12 protein-coding genes are annotated in these 17,555 nt (G+C 47.7%); 9 read left to right on the forward strand and 3 right to left on the reverse strand.

Going from position 1 to position 17,555, the window contains the following annotated elements:
* Positions 1-127 precede the first annotated feature (127 nt).
* Together pyk and IC617_RS09000 are read right to left on the reverse strand one after the other, a co-directional pair.
* Positions 128-1,564 (reverse strand): pyruvate kinase, encoded by a 1,437-nt coding sequence (pyk, locus tag IC617_RS08995; protein WP_191144671.1) that lies wholly within the window; start codon positions 1,562-1,564, stop codon positions 128-130.
* Between the two features lie 236 nt (positions 1,565-1,800).
* A complete protein-coding gene (locus IC617_RS09000; RefSeq protein WP_191144672.1) occupies positions 1,801-2,664 on the reverse strand; it encodes a MurR/RpiR family transcriptional regulator in 864 nt (287 codons plus the stop codon).
* A gap of 335 nt (positions 2,665-2,999) precedes the next feature.
* Here IC617_RS09000 and zwf point away from each other — a divergent pair, with 335 nt between their 5' ends.
* From zwf to msrB, 9 genes are all read left to right on the forward strand, one after another.
* Positions 3,000-4,469: a glucose-6-phosphate dehydrogenase gene (gene zwf, locus IC617_RS09005; RefSeq protein ID WP_191144673.1), complete on the forward strand. Its 1,470-nt coding sequence runs from the start codon at positions 3,000-3,002 to the stop codon at positions 4,467-4,469.
* Positions 4,470-4,615: 146 nt separating this feature from the next.
* Positions 4,616-5,635, forward strand: coding sequence for a glucokinase (locus IC617_RS09010; protein WP_255522916.1), 1,020 nt, complete (start codon positions 4,616-4,618; stop codon positions 5,633-5,635).
* A 300-nt stretch (positions 5,636-5,935) separates the two neighbouring features.
* On the forward strand, positions 5,936-6,928 hold the full coding sequence (gene gap / locus IC617_RS09015) for a type I glyceraldehyde-3-phosphate dehydrogenase (protein WP_191144675.1): 993 nt from the start codon (positions 5,936-5,938) through the stop codon (positions 6,926-6,928).
* Positions 6,929-7,160: 232 nt separating this feature from the next.
* Positions 7,161-9,374 carry a 4-alpha-glucanotransferase gene (gene malQ, locus IC617_RS09020; RefSeq protein WP_191144676.1) on the forward strand — a complete coding sequence of 738 codons (2,214 nt, stop codon included), beginning with the start codon at positions 7,161-7,163 and terminating at the stop codon, positions 9,372-9,374.
* Between the two features lie 152 nt (positions 9,375-9,526).
* On the forward strand, positions 9,527-11,716 hold the full coding sequence (gene glgB / locus IC617_RS09025; protein WP_191144677.1) for a 1,4-alpha-glucan branching protein GlgB: 2,190 nt from the start codon (positions 9,527-9,529) through the stop codon (positions 11,714-11,716).
* An 83-nt stretch (positions 11,717-11,799) separates the two neighbouring features.
* Positions 11,800-13,878: a glycogen debranching protein GlgX gene (glgX, locus tag IC617_RS09030; protein ID WP_191144678.1), complete on the forward strand. Its 2,079-nt coding sequence runs from the start codon at positions 11,800-11,802 to the stop codon at positions 13,876-13,878.
* A 74-nt stretch (positions 13,879-13,952) separates the two neighbouring features.
* Complete coding sequence (gene gnd / locus IC617_RS09035; RefSeq protein ID WP_191144679.1) at positions 13,953-15,473, forward strand: NADP-dependent phosphogluconate dehydrogenase; 1,521 nt, start codon at positions 13,953-13,955, stop codon at positions 15,471-15,473.
* Between the two features lie 86 nt (positions 15,474-15,559).
* On the forward strand, positions 15,560-16,255 hold the full coding sequence (locus tag IC617_RS09040) for a pyrimidine dimer DNA glycosylase/endonuclease V (RefSeq protein WP_191144680.1): 696 nt from the start codon (positions 15,560-15,562) through the stop codon (positions 16,253-16,255).
* Between the two features lie 23 nt (positions 16,256-16,278).
* The gene (gene msrB / locus IC617_RS09045; RefSeq protein WP_191144681.1) at positions 16,279-16,653 is read left to right on the forward strand and encodes a peptide-methionine (R)-S-oxide reductase MsrB; all 375 of its coding nucleotides are present in this window, start codon (positions 16,279-16,281) and stop codon (positions 16,651-16,653) included.
* Here msrB and IC617_RS09050 read toward each other — a convergent pair.
* Entirely contained in the window at positions 16,650-17,477 is an 828-nt protein-coding gene (locus IC617_RS09050) for a DUF2989 domain-containing protein (protein WP_191144682.1), read from the reverse strand. The genes msrB and IC617_RS09050 overlap by 4 nt on opposite strands.
* Positions 17,478-17,555: the final 78 nt, after the last annotated feature.

A 17,555-nucleotide genomic window follows, 5' to 3' on the forward strand; every position in this document is an offset into this window, starting at 1 on the left:
GGGAAGACAGAATTTACCCTAGATGCGTGAAGCACAAGGCGCGAAAATATCCCAATAAGAAAAATGCCAGTCAGCTTAACTGACTGGCATTAGCCTTGCGGCGCCTTTATCAAAGCTTAATGCGTGTTTAATTAACGCGAACAACCTTACAGTTGTTGGTGCTACCAGCTTGACCCATGATGTCACCTTTAGTCAGGATAACAAGGTCGCCGGCTTCCAATAAGTCACGGCCTTTCAACATAGTGAAAATCGCGTGAGCAACACTTTCAGGTGTTTCTTGGCGGCTGTCGAAGAAGATAGGCTCAACACCACGGTACAGGGCCAGCTTGTTCAATGTCGCTTGATGACGGCTCAATCCAATGATTGGCAAGCCAGAAGTAATGCGTGACGTCATTAATGCAGTACGACCAGATTCAGTCAAACAAACAATCGCCTTAACACCTTCAAGGTGGTTGGCAGCATACATTGCAGACATTGCAATCGCTTCTTCGATGGTGGTGAAGGTTTGGTTCATGCGGTGGCGAGAAATATTCACTCGTGGGTGCTTCTCGGCACCAACAGCAACCTTCGCCATGGCCTGTACTGTTTCTTCTGGGTAGTCACCGGCTGCCGTTTCAGCAGATAACATGACCGCATCAGTACCATCAAGAACCGCGTTTGCCACGTCCATCACTTCGGCACGAGTCGGCATTGGAGCTGTGATCATCGACTCCATCATTTGGGTTGCGGTGATCACTACGCGGTTTAGAGCACGTGAGCGCGAGATGATTTTCTTCTGCACACCAACTAGCTCAGGATCGCCAATTTCAACCCCCAAATCACCACGAGCAACCATGACAATGTCTGAGTTGAGGATGATGTCATCCAACGCCGCTTCGGTCGCTACGGTTTCGGCACGCTCAACCTTGGCACAGATTTGTGGTTCAAAGCCGGCTTCTTTCGCCAGTTGACGGGCGTATTGCAGATCTTCACCACTGCGCGGGAAAGATACCGCCAGATAATCAACACCAATATCTGCTGCAGTTTTGATGTCAGCCTTGTCTTTCTCAGTTAAGGCTGCTGCCGACAGGCCGCCGCCTTGTTTGTTGATCCCCTTGTTGTTTGACAACGGACCACCAACTGTAACTTCAGTGAAAACTTTTGTTCCCTGAGTGTCTAAAACTTTCAGCTGTACGCGACCATCGTCAAGTAACAAAATATCGCCATGATGAACGTCATTGGGCAGCTCTTTGTAGTCGAGGCCAACGGCGTCTTGGTGGCCTTCGCCTTTTTCCATTGCTGCATCAAGGCAGAACTTGGCGCCGACTTTCAGCTGAATTTTGCCTTCTTTAAACGTTGAAACGCGAATTTTCGGGCCTTGCAAATCACCCAGAATGGCGACGTGAACGCCGAGACGCTCAGCAATTTCACGAACATCCTGTGCGCGTTTTTTGTGGTCTTCTGGGGAGCCGTGGGAGAAGTTCATGCGAACAACGTTTGCACCGGCACGAATGATTTTTTCAAGATTGCCATCACGGTCTGTCGCTGGTCCCAGCGTCGTAACGATCTTGGTTCTTCTAAGCATTGCTAGCTCCGAGATTTAGGTGTGTGATTGTGAAGCGGTCGAAATATTACCACAGCTTTCAATGACATTTTTGTAAAAAAACAACCAAAACATTGATTTCTGGCAATCATTTATCAATAGCTGAAACTAATTTTCAATTATTGCAATGACGGTCAAAAAGTGGGTTGTAGTTTAGACGGTTCCAGAAAAAAAACATGCTCAAAAAACAGCCCGACAATCGCCGGGCTGAGTGTTTATTACAGAACTGCTTTAAAACCATCTTTGTTAAGACGCGAATCTTTTAAACTGTCTTTGACTCGCTTGAGGTTTTCTCTGAATTTATTGCCACGGCGCAGGGTGAAGCCTGTCGATAACACATCGACCAGCACTAACTGGGCGATCCGCGAGGCCATTGGCATGTAGATATCGGTATCTTCAGGCACATCCATCGACAATACCAAGTGGCATTCTTTGGCCAGTGGCGAGTCGGCGGAGGTGATGCCGATTACCGTGGCGTCGTTTTCCCGAGCGAGCCGCGCAATATCAACTAAATGCTTGGTTCTGCCCGTGTGGGAAAACAACACGACGACGTTGCCATCGGTTGAGTTGATTGCACTCATCCGCATCATCACGACGTCATCAAAACAAATAACCGGCACATTGAAGCGGAAGAATTTATTTTGCGCATCATGGGCTACAGCAGAGCTGGCACCAAGACCGAAAAATGAAATTTGGTTGGCTTGGGTGAGAATATCTACCGCGCGATTAATCAAGCCAGTATCAACCGATTGGCGAGCGGTATCTAAACAAGCCATGGTCGATTCGAAAATCTTTGAGGTGTAGGCGTCTGGACCGTCTTGCTCTTCAACGTGACGATTCACGTAAGGCGTACCATTAGCCAGGCTTTGCGCTAGATGCAGCTTGAAATCAGGGAAACCTTTGGTATCGAGCCGACGGCAAAAACGATTCACCGTTGGTTCGCTGACATCAGCCATTTTTGCCAGAGTCGCAATACTTGAATGTATGGCCGTCTGTGGCGCGGCAAGAATAACTTCCGCAACTTTTCGTTCAGATTTGCTGAAACTGTTTAAGTGTTTTGATATTTTATCAAGGGTATTCATTATGCCTGGCCTGTCCGACCCCTAAATAATGCAATGACGCACATCAGGGTTCCTTGTAAAATGACTCCGTAATAAACGTTCAATACTGACACTGATTAGTAGTAACTAGTCAGATCTGGCTCACGTTTTGTAAAAAATTTACGTAAAAGCAAGCGTGAAGTCGTGAATTTATGTGATTTTAGGGCAGGTTTTTGTAGTAAATACACAATCTTGATCAATTAATTGTAATTTTCTGGAAGTTTTGTGGTTCAGTGAGATCTAGATAACAACTACTGCTTTACTCACTATGGTCACTAACCGCAGCGATCACACTCTTATATAGGTTTGGAGAAGCTATGTCGCAAGGTGAATATACCGCGCACTGCGATTTCGTTCTAATTGGTGCACAGGGTGATTTAGCCCGCCGTAAACTGTTGCCGTCGTTATATCAGTTAGATAAAGCCGGTTTGCTACATGCTGATACCCGCATTATTGGTGCTGCCCGACGCGATTATGATCACGACCAGTATCGTGATGTCGTGTTAGAAAATACCAAGTCGTTTATGTCTGATGACATTTGTGAAGAAACTTGGCAGCGATTCGTCAAACGTCTGTTCTTCTTCCGACTTGATGTCGAAGATCAAGCGAGTTATGACGCGGTAAAGGCGTTTGTCGGCGACTCACAATTACCCAGTGTTTATTACTTCGCGATGCCGCCTGCGACTTACGGCACTATTTGTAAGGGCCTTCACAAAGCGGGATTGGTTAATGCTCAGTGCCGCGTGGTATTGGAAAAGCCTATTGGTAAAGATTTAGATTCATCGAAGGTGATTAATGATCAGGTTGCTGAATTTTTCGATGAGCAGCAAATCTACCGGATTGACCATTACTTGGGTAAAGATACCGTTCTGAATCTGTTCGCATTGCGCTTTGCAAATGCTCTGTTCACCAATAACTGGGACCACAACAACATTGATCATGTCCAAATCACAGTGGCTGAAGAAGTGGGCATTGAAGGTCGTTGGGGCTATTTCGATAAAGCAGGGCAAATGCGCGACATGGTGCAAAACCATTTACTGCAATTGCTGACCATTATTGCCATGGAGCCACCGGCTGATTTGGATGCCGACAGTGTTCGCAACGAAAAACTGAAAGTATTAAAGGCGCTGCGGCCAATTACCCATACCAACATTGATGCAAAAACAGTGCGTGGCCAATACTCGTCAGGCTTTCTAAAAGGGCATGCAGTCCCCGGGTATTTAGAAGAAGAAGGTGCCAACCAGCGCAGTGAAACGGAAACGTTCGTTGCCATTCGGGTCGATATTGATAACTGGCGGTGGGCCGGAGTGCCATTTTATTTGCGCACTGGCAAACGGTTGCCGAGCAAGCTCAGTGAGATTGTCATTTACTTCAAACAGCAACCGCACAACATTTTTGCTCATGCTTACCGTAATTTGCCACCCAACAAATTGACCATTCGTTTGCAACCGAATGAAGGCGTCGAGTTCCAATTCCTTAATAAGGTGCCGGGGCTTGATGAGCCAATGAAGTTGCAACAAGCGAAGTTGGATTTGAGCTTCTCTGAAACCTTCGCCAATGAGCGCATTGCAGACGCTTATGAGCGCTTGTTATATGAGGCAATGGTTGGCAACCAAACATTATTTGTGAGTCGCAAAGAAGTCGAGCAAGCGTGGCTTTGGGCCGACTCAATCATCGAAGCGTGGCAGCACTGCGGGGTTCGCGCCAAGCCGTATCAAGCAGGGACTTGGGGGCCGGTTTCTTCGGTCGCTTTATTGGCTAAAGATGACCGCAGTTGGCACGAATAAAACGCTGAATTAATGAACGATAATGAAGGGCGCGAGGAAAAACTTCGTGCCTTTTTTTGTGTTTGGTCAATAATTATCGCGGTTTCAAAAAAATATGACTGAGCTGCGCGCATGACTTATTTTTTTTGACTCAAATAAATGTTGTAATGTCGCGCGACAATATAACTATCAAATCACACAACAACTTTCAGCGGAGTAATTTCATGACTCAGCAACTTGGCCTGATTGCCGACGTGGGCGGCACTAATATTCGCCTCGCACTTGTTGACGAGCAGGGCGTTGAGTATACCGAATTGCGGAAATACTTGTGCGCCCAGTACCCAACAATCACCGATGTCATCCGTCATTATCTTGATGAGGTCAAAGCCTCTGTTAAACATGCATGTATTGCGATTGCGTGTCCGACCAATAGTGACTGGATCGATATGACCAACAACAGTTGGGCATTTTCGCGTCGCGAGGTGCAAGAAGCGCTGGGTCTTGATGCCTTGTACATTATTAATGATTACACCGCTATCTCCATGTCTCTGCCATTCCTTAAAGATGATCAGATGGTCCAAGTTGGCCCAGGTATGATTGAACCAGGTTCACCAAAAGCAGTGCTTGGCCCTGGCACAGGTCTTGGCGTGGCTCATTTGGTTAGCGTTGAAGGCCATTGGCATAGCTTGCCAGGTGAGGGCGGTCATGTGGACTTTGCGCCAATTGACGAGGTTGATAACTATATTTGGAAATACCTCAACAAGCGGTATCCACATGTTTCCTACGAGCAGTTGCTATCCGGTTTAGGTCTGATTCAGATTTACGAAGCACTATGTGAAATGCGCGGTGTCACGATTGTCGAGCGCACGCCTGCCGACATTAGCACTCTGGGCGTAGCGGGCGAGTGTGAACTATGTCAGGCCGCAGTAGAACAATTCTGCAAAGTACTCGGTAGTCATGCCGGTAATTTAGCATTGAACTTAGGCGCATTTGGCGGTGTTTATGTTGCTGGCGGTATCGTGCCTCGCTTCACTGGTTTTGTTGAAAACAGTGAATTCCGAGCACGGTTTGAAGCCAAAGGGCGCTTTACTGACTACGTTCGCCGAGTGCCAACCTTCCTCATTACTGAAGAGCAACCAGGCTTGCTCGGGGCCGCTGCATACTTGATGCAAGAAGGCTTTAATTAAGTTCAACACAAGGGAAGGCGTCTGTAACGCTATGTTACTTTTCCTTTCCGCTTTTTGAACTATAGTTGTTCAGCAAATTGGCCCACTACAAAACTGTAAGTGGTCTGGGTCAAAATTAACGAATTCGTTCAAATGTTCGTACTATTACGAACATTTGAACAGGTAAATGTGACGCTGGTCATGCCAGTGCCCCTTTTTTTGAAGGGTTTTTTTGATTGATTAATATCAACATTATTTCATTCGGTGCTATTATAATGCACCCCCGTAAGATGATGAATTAATCCAACTTAAGGAACGAAAATGGCTATTAAAGTAGGCATCAACGGTTTCGGCCGTATCGGTCGCTTTGTATTCCGCGCTTCTGTAGAGCGTACTGACATCGAAGTTGTAGGTATCAACGATTTGATCGACGTTGAGTACATGGCATACATGCTGAAGTACGACTCAACTCACGGTCGCTTCAAAGGTACTGTTGAAGTCGTAGACGGCAACTTGGTTGTAAATGGCAAAACTGTCCGCGTAACTGCTGAGCGCGATCCAGCTGCTCTGGCTTGGGACGCAGTAGGTGCTGAAGTTGTTGTTGAATCAACTGGTCTGTTCCTGACTGACGAAACTGCACGTAAGCACATCGAAGCTGGTGCTAAGAAAGTTGTTCTGTCTGCACCTTCTAAAGATGCAACTCCAATGTTCGTAATGGGCGTTAACCACGACACTTATGCTGGTCAAGACATCGTTTCTAACGCTTCTTGTACCACTAACTGTTTGGCTCCTATCGCTAAAGTATTGAACGACAAGTGGGGCATCAAAGATGGCCTGATGACGACTGTTCACGCTACTACTGCGACTCAGAAAACTGTTGACGGTCCTTCTGCGAAAGACTGGCGCGGTGGTCGTGGCGCTGGCCAGAACATCATCCCATCTTCAACTGGTGCTGCTAAAGCTGTAGGTGTTGTTATCCCTGAGCTGAATGGCAAACTGACTGGTATGGCGTTCCGCGTTCCAACTCCAGACGTATCTGTTGTTGACTTGACTGTAAACCTTGAGAAGCCTGCTAAGTACGAAGAAATTTGTGCAGCAATGAAAGAAGCTTCTGAAGGCGCAATGGCTGGCGTTCTTGGTTACACTGAAGACGCAGTTGTTTCTAACGACTTCGTTGGTGAAGTTTGCACTTCTGTATTTGACGCTGATGCAGGTATCGCTCTGACTGATACTTTCGTTAAAGTTGTATCTTGGTACGACAACGAAATCGGCTACTCAAACAAAGTATTGGACTTGGTTGCTCACATCGCCTAAGTCAAACAATATTTTGCGAAAAAGTCCGCTTTTATGCGGACTTTTTTTATGCCTGTTTGATAACTAAAACTATGCTTTATGCACGCCAGTAAAGTGTGACTCAATCTGCAAATTTTTAACCTGGTGAAAAAGGTACCGGTTTCTTATTTAGTGCTACCTTTTAACCTGTTAAAGGCATTCTTAAAATTACATTGTTCGAATAAAAATAAAGATTTATAGGTTAGGTAATTTCATGGTCGATCAGCAAATACAACTGCTCTGTGAAGAGCATGGTATCGAATCAAATTATGTCGATGCTTGGGGCAACCCCGCAACGGTGGTTCCTGAAAGTAAAGAGAAGTTATTAGCGGCGATGGGTTATGCCGTTGACGACGCCAGCAAGCTCGCTGAACAAATTCACCAAATGCAAATTCGAAAATGGCAAGATCCGTTGGCTCCGGTGATTGTTAGCCGTGATTTGCACCAATTGAATTTCGAAGTAAGTGTGGCCCAGCAGCAAGTATCTGCGTTGCTAAAATGGACCCTAACTTTTGAAGACGGCGCTGTCCATCAGGGCACGCTGACGCCAATCGAAGGGCAAAAAGTTGCAGAAACAGAAGTTGACGGTGTGCTCTACCAGCGCTACGCCGTCACCATCCACGTTGGTATTCCATTGGGTTACCATCGCTTAGCATTGAGCAACGCGATTGATGAAACCATCGCCGAAACTTCTGTCATTGTTGCACCGCGCGCTTGTTTTACCCCTGACACGGTCAAACAAGGGGCCAAACTATGGGGGCCAAGCGTTCAGCTTTATTGCTTGCGCTCAACTCGCAACTGGGGTGTTGGTGACTTCACCGATCTTGAGTTTCTGATTCAGCAAATTGGTGAAAAAGGCGGCGACTTTGTTGGTCTTAATCCAATTCATGCGTTGTACCCTTCCAATCCAGAAAGTGCCAGTCCTTATTCACCATCTAGCCGTCGTTGGTTAAACATCATCTACATCGATGTAACGGCGACACCAGAATACGCTGCTTGTGAGGCTGCCAAAGCATTAGTCGAAAGCGATGCGTTTAAACATCGTCTAGAGCTCCTCCGTGAGGCTCAATGGGTTGACTATACAGGTGTGATGGAAGCCAAGCTGGAAGCATTTGACCTCGTCTTCGAAACGTTTAAAGAGCAGGAATTGCGCCGTAACACTAAGCGCGCCCGAGCATTTCGTGAGTTTGTCAAAGCCGGCGGTGAGAGCCTGTTGGAGCAAGCTAGTTTCGATGCCTTACAACGTGAATTCTGTAGCCAGGGCATGAATGCTTGGGGCTGGCCTGCCTGGCCGGAGGAATATCAAGATTTCAGCAATGAAGCGGTTGCTAAGTTCATCAAGAAAGAAAAGAGTAAAGTCGAGTACTTTGCATACCTTCAGTTTGTTGCCGATGAACAACTTAAGTCTGCCAACCAGGTCGCTGTTGATGCGGGCATGAAGTTAGGTATTTATCGTGACTTGGCCGTTGGTGTTAGTGAAGGTAGTACGGAACTTTGGGCCAATAAGTCACTCTATTTACAGGGCGCATCAGTTGGCGCGCCGCCAGATATTTTGGGACCACTTGGTCAAAACTGGGGACTACCACCGATTGAGCCGGAAACAGCCCGTCAACAAGCGTATCAACCCTTCATTGATTTGTTCCGCTCCAACATGCGTCATTGTGGCGCGCTGCGTATCGACCATGTCATGGCGCTGTTGCGTCTATGGTGGATCCCAGCGGGAGAAACGGCTGACAAAGGCGCTTATGTCTATTACCCAATTGATGATTTATTGGCGATTTTGGCACTGGAAAGTATCCGTAATGAGTGTCTGATCATTGGTGAAGATTTAGGTACCGTGCCAGATGGCATCTTTGAGACTTTGCAAGAAAATGGTGTCTATTCCTATCGCGTATTCTTTTTCGAGCGCTCGAAGGAAGATGGTGGTTTCTACTCGCCGCAACACTATCCAGTTCAAGCCATGGCAACATTGACAACACACGACATGCCGACACTGAAAGGTTTCTGGCAATGTGATGATTTGTTGCTCGGTAAAGAGCTAGGTCTCTATCGAGACGAAGAGGTGCTGCGCAGCTTGTATGCTGACCGTCATGAATCCAAGCAACGTATTCTTGATAGCTTGCATGGTATGGGCTCAATTCCACAAAGTGTCTCGACCGATGTTAATTGGGTCGCGATGACCAAAGAACTGAACTATGGCATGCAATTGCACTTAGCTGCAGGTAGCAGTGCTTTGTTAGCGTTGCAGCTCGAAGATTGGATTGAGATGGACAAGCCGGTCAATGTTCCTGGTACCAGCAGCGAGTACCCGAACTGGCGCCGTAAGTTATCACGTAATCTCGAAGAGATTTTTGCTGACACTGATATTGCCAACTTGCTCGCAGAACTAACAACGACGCGTGAAAGCGCACATGGTGTAGGGCTTTAAGTAGCCCTACAATTTTGTGATTTCGATGGTTAATTACCATAGTTATCAATAAAGTACGGGCTTTTCTCCGTCAACACGCTAATATTAGTGACAATCGCCGAGCAGGGAGTCTGTTCGGTTGTTGTCACGAACACGGATATCAGGTGATTTAGATGCTATTAAACCAGCTACAACAGGCACAGTGTGCCAATCCATTCGGTCAGTTGGGGCTTCTTCCTGTCGAAGAAGGTTCCGGTTATGTCCTAAGGGTATGGCAACCACGCGCAACCAAGGTCACTGCTGTGGCCCTCAAAGGCAAAAGGGCGCCTGTTGAACTGGAATGTGTTGATGACGAAGGATTGTTTGAAGCAACACTACCCAAACTAACCAAACCATTTGCTTATAAGTTGGCAATCGAAGCTGGTGACCACCAGTATGAAATTGTCGATCCATACCAAATTCATCATCAGGCAATGTATCACGTCCATCATATGTATCAGGATGTGGCCGATGCCTACGATCATATGGGCGCGCAATTCCAAACCGCCGAGGTGTGTGACGTTGAAATTGAGGGCGTTCGTTTTGCGTTGTATGCGCCAAATGCACAGTCGGTCAGTGTGGTTGGTGATTTTAACGGTTGGGATGGTCGGGTGCACCCGATGCAAAAACTCGACAACGGTTGTTGGGGCCTGTTTATCCCAGGCTTGCAGACTGGCGAAAAATACAAGTACGAGATGAAAGATCCGCTCGGTAACCGACTACCTCACAAGGCAGATCCATACGGTTACCATGCCGATCAGTATCCGTCTCATGCCTCAATCTTGTTTGATCATTCCAAGTATCAATGGAATGACACAGATTGGCAGCGTAATAATCTCGATGACAAGCGTTTTCGCCCAATGTCGATCTACGAGGTTCATTTAGGTTCATGGCGCCGTGTTATTGAAGAAGACGGTACTGAGCGCTCGTTGACTTATCGGGAATTAGTGGATGAATTGATCCCCTATGTCAAAGACCTTGCTTACACTCACGTTGAGTTAATGCCGGTGTCAGAGCACCCGTTCGACGGCTCTTGGGGTTATCAACCGGTCGGCATGTTTGCCCCGACCAGCCGCTTCGGTACGCCCGATGACTTTAAATATTTTGTTGACCAATGTCACCAGAATGGCATTGGCGTAATCATTGACTGGGTTCCAGCGCACTTCCCAGATGACAGCCATGGTTTAGCCCGCTTTGACGGCACTCATTTGTACGAGTATTCCGATCCCCGTAAAGGTTGGCACCCTGACTGGAATAGCTGCATCTATGATTTTGGTCGCGATCATGTGCGCCAGTTTTTGGTGGCTAACGCCTTGTTTTGGCTCGATCATTTCCATGTCGATGGGTTGCGTGTTGATGCCGTGGCGTCAATGCTCTATCTCGATTACTCACGCAAAGATGGTGAATGGATCCCGAACGTGGATGGCGGCAACCAAAACTACGAAGCAATTAGCTTACTGCGTTGGTGTAACGAGGAAGTCTACAAGCGCTTCCCGCATGCAATGACCATCGCTGAAGAATCAACCGCATTCCCTGGCGTCAGTCGTCCAACATTTAGTGGCGGTTTGGGCTTTGGCTTTAAGTGGAACATGGGCTGGATGCATGATTCGTTATCCTACATGGAAAAAGATCCGGCGTACCGCAAGTATCATCACGGCGAAATGACCTTTTCGATGATTTATGCCTACGACGAAAACTTCATTTTACCGCTGTCCCACGATGAAGTCGTTCATGGCAAAAATTCGTTGCTCTACAAGATGCCTGGTGATGAGTGGCAACAAGCGGCAAATCTGCGTTGCTATACCGCTTTTATGTGGGGCCACCCCGGCAAAAAACTCAACTTCATGGGTAATGAGATCGCACAAGGTGCCGAGTGGAATCACTCTGCTTCATTGCAATGGCATTTGCTTGAATTCCCACGCCACCAGGGCCAGCAAAACCTAACTCGGGCATTGAACAAGCTTTATCAATCGGAGAATGCCTTGTTCGAACTGGATGTCTCTGGCGAAGGGTTTGAGTGGATTTCTCACGAAGATGCCGAGTACAGCACCATGGCCTTTGTGCGAAAAGCCAAGAGCACCCAAGACCAAGTGGTCGTGGTTTCTAACTTTACCCCGGTGCCACGTGACGGTTATCGTTTGGGCGTCAATGAACCAGGAACTTATCAGGTGATATTGAATACCGATAAAGAAGAATTCTGGGGTTCGGGCTATGATGTTGCCGACACCATCGAAGCAGAGGCCATTGAATGGCACGGTCGCGAACAATCGGTTTCGATTAATTTGCCGCCTTTAGCCACAATTTTCTTGAAGCGGGTAGGTTGATCGTATTACCCTCCGTTTAAAAGCAAATAACAATAAGAATGCCGCTATATGCGGCATTCTTTGTCTTACAGGTACCTTAATCTGTGAAAAAGGCTAACTCTCTTAAGGCTAGTTTTAGTGTTGGCATCGGCACTTCATATCCGCTAGGCGCTACGCTCACCGAAACAGGTTGCAATTTTGCTGTGCGCGCTCCCGATGCCACTCAGTTGGCGATTTGTCTTTATGACGACCAAGAGCGCGAAATCTGCTGTATCCCCTTAGAACATCGTAGTGGTGATGTTTGGCACGGTCACATCGCCGGCTTTACCCAGGGCATGATGTACGGCATCCGTAGCAAAGGCGAATACAAACCCGAACAAGGTTTGTACTTCGATGCCAACAAATTGCTGATCGACCCCTATGCAAAGTCATTAAACCGACCGTTGAACTGGTCCAATCGTTTGTATGAAGGCGATAGCCAGGCCATGATCCCAAAAGCCATTCCGGTTAAGGGCGATGATTTTGACTGGCAGGGGGCGGAAAAACCCCAAATAGCTGACGCCGACATGATTCTGTACGAAGCACATGTCAAAGGCTTCACTTATCTGCTCGATGAAATGCCGAAAGACATTCGTGGCACTTATCTTGGTTTAGCGCATCCTGGTGCAGTCAACTACCTCAAAGAGTTGGGTGTTACGAGTATCCAGTTGTTGCCGGTTAGCACATTCATGTCAGAAGCCTGGTTAGTTGATCGCAAGCTCTGTAACTACTGGGGTTATAACCCGATTAACTTCTTCGCGCCGGATCCTCGTTATGCCGTGAATAATGCGTACGATGAATTCAAAGTGATGGTCAGAGAGCTGCACAAAGCGGGTATCGAAGTCATTTTGGACGTGGTGTTTAACCACACTGCCGAGTCTGGCGGTGACGGGCCTATACTGAGCTTCCGCGGTTTGGATAACCGATCATCGTATTGGTTTGCCCAGCACGAACACAAACCAGATTACAACCATTACTTAAATCATAGCGGTTGCGGCAATGCGGTTAACCTCGACAATCCAGACACATTGGCGCTGGTGCTCGATGCCTTGCGCCACTGGGCCGAAGAGATGCAAGTTGATGGTTTTCGGTTTGACTTGGCGGTCACGCTAGGTCGCGAGCCAGATGGCTTTAAGTCAAACGGGGCGTTTTTAAAAGCGGTTTATCAAGATCCAATCCTACGTCACTGTAAATTTATCGCTGAACCTTGGGATGTTGGTCTTGGTGGTTATCAGCTCGGCCAGTTCCCGAATAATTGGTTGGAGTGTAACGACCGCTATCGTGATTCGATGCGCTCGTTTTGGCGCGGAGACGCCGGTTATCTAGCTGACTTTGCCACGCGCCTAATGGGCTCGCGAGACATCTTTCATGGCAATCGCCGTCATCCCCATGCCAGTGTTAACTTTATCACTTACCATGACGGCTTTACGCTGCACGATTTAGTGACCTATGAGCAGCGTCATAATGAGGCTAATCAAGAGAATTCCCGCGATGGCCACGGCCACAATATCTCGGCCAACTATGGCATTGAGGGTGAAACGACTGATCGCACCATCAATAAGATCAGGCGCAAACAGCAGCGTAACTTTATTGCCTCAATGATGTTATCGCGTGGTGTGCCGCATTTATTGGCTGGTGATGAAATATCGCGGACCCAAAAGGGCAATAACAACGCCTATTGTCAGGACTCCGATATCAGTTGGATCGACTGGGACTTGAGTACGCCGCAGCTGGATCAACTTAAATTTGTCAAACAGCTCATAAATCTGAGAAAATCCCACGCCATCCTCAATCGTCATTGTGTGCAGGATGATCCATTCTATCAAGGTAACGACCGAGTCAATGTCGACTGGTTGGCCCCAACAGGGCGGGCGATGACTCATGCTGAATGGCATGACCCTGCAACTCAAGCGGTTGCAACCTGGCTAAAACCTGCTCAAGCAGATGCAAGCGAGCAACATTTGCTCCTTATCTTCAATGCCAGCCAGGCATCTCAGGAATTCACCTTACCTGCAAGTTGTCGTTGGCAAGTATTGATTGACACAGATGCTGAAGATGGAATTAAAAATGGCCGAATTCGCTCCAATCGCTACATAGTCCAAGAACGATCAACGGTAGTGCTGAGCGGTCGACCGATCAGTTAGGCAATTTTAAAGCCTACAAAATACACCGCCGAACATTTTCAATCGGCGCATTAATATTGCTGGAACTAAACGCTATGACTCAACAATGTGACATTGGCTTTATTGGCCTCGGTGTAATGGGAAAAAACCTGGTCATGAATCTGGCCGATCACGGTTACACCATTGCTGCTTTCGATCTTGATGAAGACAAAATTGCAGGCGTATTAAAACAGGATGAAATAGAACGTGGCGACAAAGCGCCGCGAATCGTTGGTTGTCGCACGCTGGAGGAGCTGCTTGCTCACTCTGCTCAACCGCATTTAATCATCTTGTCTGTGCCTGCCGGTAAGCCTGTTGATATTGTTTGTCAGAACCTAATGAAAGCCGGTTTAAAAACCGATGCCGTAGTTGTGGATACGGGCAACACCTTATGGACCGACACCGTCGAGCGGACCGCTAAGTATGCCGGCCAATTTACCCTGTTTTCGACCGCCGTTTCAGGCGGCGAAGTGGGAGCCCGTTTTGGTCCCGCGTTAATGCCAAGTGGTGATGCCGAACAATGGCAGCGGTTAGCGCCGGTATGGGAAGCGATTGCGGCCAAAGTCGATCCGAAAACAGGCAAACCATTGGAGTCTTTCGTTCCGGGACAACCGGTTACCGAAGGTGAACCATGTGCGGCCTACATTGGTCCAGCGGGCGCTGGCCATTACGTCAAAATGGTTCATAACGGTATTGAATACGCCGATATGCAACAAATCTGCGAAGCATACCAAGTGATGCGTGACGTAGCGGGGATGAGCTGCGACGAAATTGGCGATGTTTTTGCTGAATGGAACCAAGGCCCGCTAAATAGCTACTTGATTGAAATCAGTGCCGATATCCTCAAGCAAAAAGATCCAGTCACTGGCAAACCGGTGGTTGATGTCATTCAAGATACGGCGGGTCAGAAAGGTACTGGACTGTGGACCGCCATTAGCAGCTTAGAAGTTGGCTCACCAAATCCTTCGATTGCGCAATCCGTGTTTGCCCGCGCGCTCAGCTCGATGAAGCAAGAGCGAGTTGCCGCCAGCCAGGTATTGAAAGGGCCGCAGCCGCAAGCTATTTCTGCAGAGCAAAAAGCCGAATTGATTGACCAACTCCATGACGCGCTTTATTGCTCGAAACTATGTGTGTACGCCCAAGGTTTCCATTTGATGAAGCTTGCCGGCGAACAACAGGGTTGGGATTTGGATTTTGCCGCGATCGCGAAGATCTTCCGCGCTGGTTGTATCATTCGGGCGATTTTCCTGCAATCGATTACCGAAGCATTTGAGCGTAATGGTGAGTTGGCTAATTTGCTGGTTGATCCGTTCTTTGTTGAGCAAATCGCTGAGCGCCAAAGCAATTGGCGCAAGTCAATCGCCAATGCCATTATCAATGGCATTCCAACGCCAGTGTTTAGTGCGTCATTGGCCTATTACGATACCTATCGCAATGCAGTGGTTCCCGCTAATTTATTGCAAGCTCAGCGGGACTTTTTCGGTGCTCATACCTTTGAGCGAGTTGATCAACCAGCCGGTGAGTTCTACCACATTGAGTGGAGTCAGCCGGAGCGCCAACAAGTTCGCGTGAAGTAACTCGCCAATTGGCCATGCTGTTGTAGCATGGCCTTGTTTTTATGCGTTATATTTTGTTTTATTCCCGTTAAAAACGCGGCCCACTAATGAAAATTTGGGATTGTTATCCTGCCTATCTCTGTCAGTCGATGTTGGTTGCCGAACATCGTGAGCTTCACGGTCTGTTGCAGATTGTTGAGCGAGGCCAAACGGTCGACAAATCTGCTGATCCATACATCGCCAGCTGGTTAGATCGACCACAGGCAATCGCAGCTCGACATGAACAATTGGTTGCGGAAATGCGGTTATTGGATATTGAGCACAAAAGCCCAGTCACTATAAACGTGGGGCCAATCGAATGGCCTCCGATGAGCAGTGATATTGGTGTTGGCATTCAATTTGAGCAATTAGCCGCAACCAGTGAAGATGCGCGACTAAAAAGCCCAACCAAGCCCGATGAGTTGTTGCAACAAAATGCTTTGTCCATCATGGCAAGAGAGCCTTCCCTTTATAAGTATTTACAGCGGGAAAACCAAAGCGGTCGATTAAAACTAATCGAAGTGCAGCGCGAAGTCACCGAAGTGATCCGAAGACCCGTTCAAATCGAATACTTAGAGCGAGTGGTGGCAACCATGTGGCGCTACTGCGAGCAAGCGCCCGAGGCTTTTACTTTTTCCAGCAACCGGCGCGATCCAAAACGGAAAATGAAAGCCATTCAATTTCTCGCCAGTAAATACAAATGGCCGGAGATTTGGCAAACAACGGCGTTAACTGATTTGGCTTGTTGCCAAATTGTTGACTAGCAGCGAAAGAGGGTTGCAAGCGAATGACGGTGAAAGATAAAAACCAATTAACTCCTGAGCAATACCGAGTGTGTTGGCAGCGGGGCACCGAGCCACCTTTTACCGGTGCGTTTTTGCATCATAACGAATTGGGTCAATACACCTGCTTGTGCTGTGGTAACCCCTTGTTTGAAAGTGACACCAAATTTGACGCCGGCTGTGGCTGGCCAAGTTTTTCGCAATCGATCGAAGGCTCGATTCGCTACCTTGAAGATAACAGTCACGGCATGCACCGTACTGAAGTGCGCTGTGCTCAGTGCGACAGCCACTTAGGTCATGTGTTTCCTGATGGCCCAGCGCCAACTGGCGACCGCTACTGTATTAATTCGGTGGCGCTGGAGTTCGATCCCAAAGCCTAAAACGTGTAGCTGCGCTTCGCGACAAAATTACCTTCTGCCAAATCTTTTGCTAGTTGCTCGGCAATCTTTTCCGCGGTTTGCTTTTCCCGAATTGTCAGTAAATTATCTTGCTCGAACTGCTGCAGGTTGACCGGCGCAATCGCCAACTTTTGGGTGACTAAGGTCCAAATGTAACTGTGGCGATAATCTTGGATCTGGTAGGTAAGGGTCGCAAGCTGGGTAAATATGGTCTGATCCATGGCGTCAGTATTCGGGTAAAGCGACAGCGCTTTTAACAAAATAGCGATGGCTTTTTCCTGATCCCGTTGAGCGTAGTGTGCCGCCAAATAGAGCTGCAACGACGGCTTATTGAGCAAATCAGTTCCCTCATAAGAAATGAAGGTGTTGTAAGCCTCTTTATCTTGGTTACGGGTCCAGTGATACCAAAGCAACTCTGGCATCTTGGCATTGCGAGTTTCTTCGGTTAAATCCAATAGCATTTGCTCGGCTTTGATATAGCCTTCGACGCGCTGCGATTGGCGGATCTTCAAACGTTTCATTTCAACTTGGGCGGCCAGTTCGATACAGGCGCGATAGTCTTCCCAAGCGATCAGCGCATCATACAATGCGGGCTCTGAGCGGTTAGTGCTTTCAACTTGGTAATCGGCTTTAATAACAACATCACGTTGTTCCTGACACCAACCATCGCGATTTAAACCTTGGCAGATCTCTGGATTGCGCTTACAAATGCGCTTGATACTTGGTTGGCTGTCGCAACCAACGATGAGTAGGGGAAATGCCAATGTTAGCAATACAACAAAAGTGCTCTGCTTAGCGCGAGTCATAAGCGATCGAAATCCTTCGATAAAATGTTCCAAATCGGCCGAAGTATGACAGATTGGGGTAATAAATTGTCAAGCTTT

This window comes from Neiella litorisoli (assembly GCF_014773395.1).
In the GTDB taxonomy this organism is placed as follows: domain Bacteria; phylum Pseudomonadota; class Gammaproteobacteria; order Enterobacterales; family Neiellaceae; genus Neiella; species Neiella litorisoli.

What these genes read in the sequence shown, in the direction of transcription:
- pyk (WP_191144671.1), bottom strand. Translation starts at nt 1,564, where the DNA reads ATGCTTAGAAGAACCAAGATCGTTACGACGCTGGGACCAGCGACAGAC.
- IC617_RS09000 (WP_191144672.1), bottom strand. Translation starts at nt 2,664, where the DNA reads ATGAATACCCTTGATAAAATATCAAAACACTTAAACAGTTTCAGCAAA.
- zwf (WP_191144673.1), top strand. Translation starts at nt 3,000, where the DNA reads ATGTCGCAAGGTGAATATACCGCGCACTGCGATTTCGTTCTAATTGGT.
- IC617_RS09010 (WP_255522916.1), top strand. Translation starts at nt 4,616, where the DNA reads ATGTCGCGCGACAATATAACTATCAAATCACACAACAACTTTCAGCGG.
- gap (WP_191144675.1), top strand. Translation starts at nt 5,936, where the DNA reads ATGGCTATTAAAGTAGGCATCAACGGTTTCGGCCGTATCGGTCGCTTT.
- malQ (WP_191144676.1), top strand. Translation starts at nt 7,161, where the DNA reads ATGGTCGATCAGCAAATACAACTGCTCTGTGAAGAGCATGGTATCGAA.
- glgB (WP_191144677.1), top strand. Translation starts at nt 9,527, where the DNA reads ATGCTATTAAACCAGCTACAACAGGCACAGTGTGCCAATCCATTCGGT.
- gnd (WP_191144679.1), top strand. Translation starts at nt 13,953, where the DNA reads ATGACTCAACAATGTGACATTGGCTTTATTGGCCTCGGTGTAATGGGA.
- IC617_RS09040 (WP_191144680.1), top strand. Translation starts at nt 15,560, where the DNA reads ATGAAAATTTGGGATTGTTATCCTGCCTATCTCTGTCAGTCGATGTTG.
- msrB (WP_191144681.1), top strand. Translation starts at nt 16,279, where the DNA reads ATGACGGTGAAAGATAAAAACCAATTAACTCCTGAGCAATACCGAGTG.
- IC617_RS09050 (WP_191144682.1), bottom strand. Translation starts at nt 17,477, where the DNA reads ATGACTCGCGCTAAGCAGAGCACTTTTGTTGTATTGCTAACATTGGCA.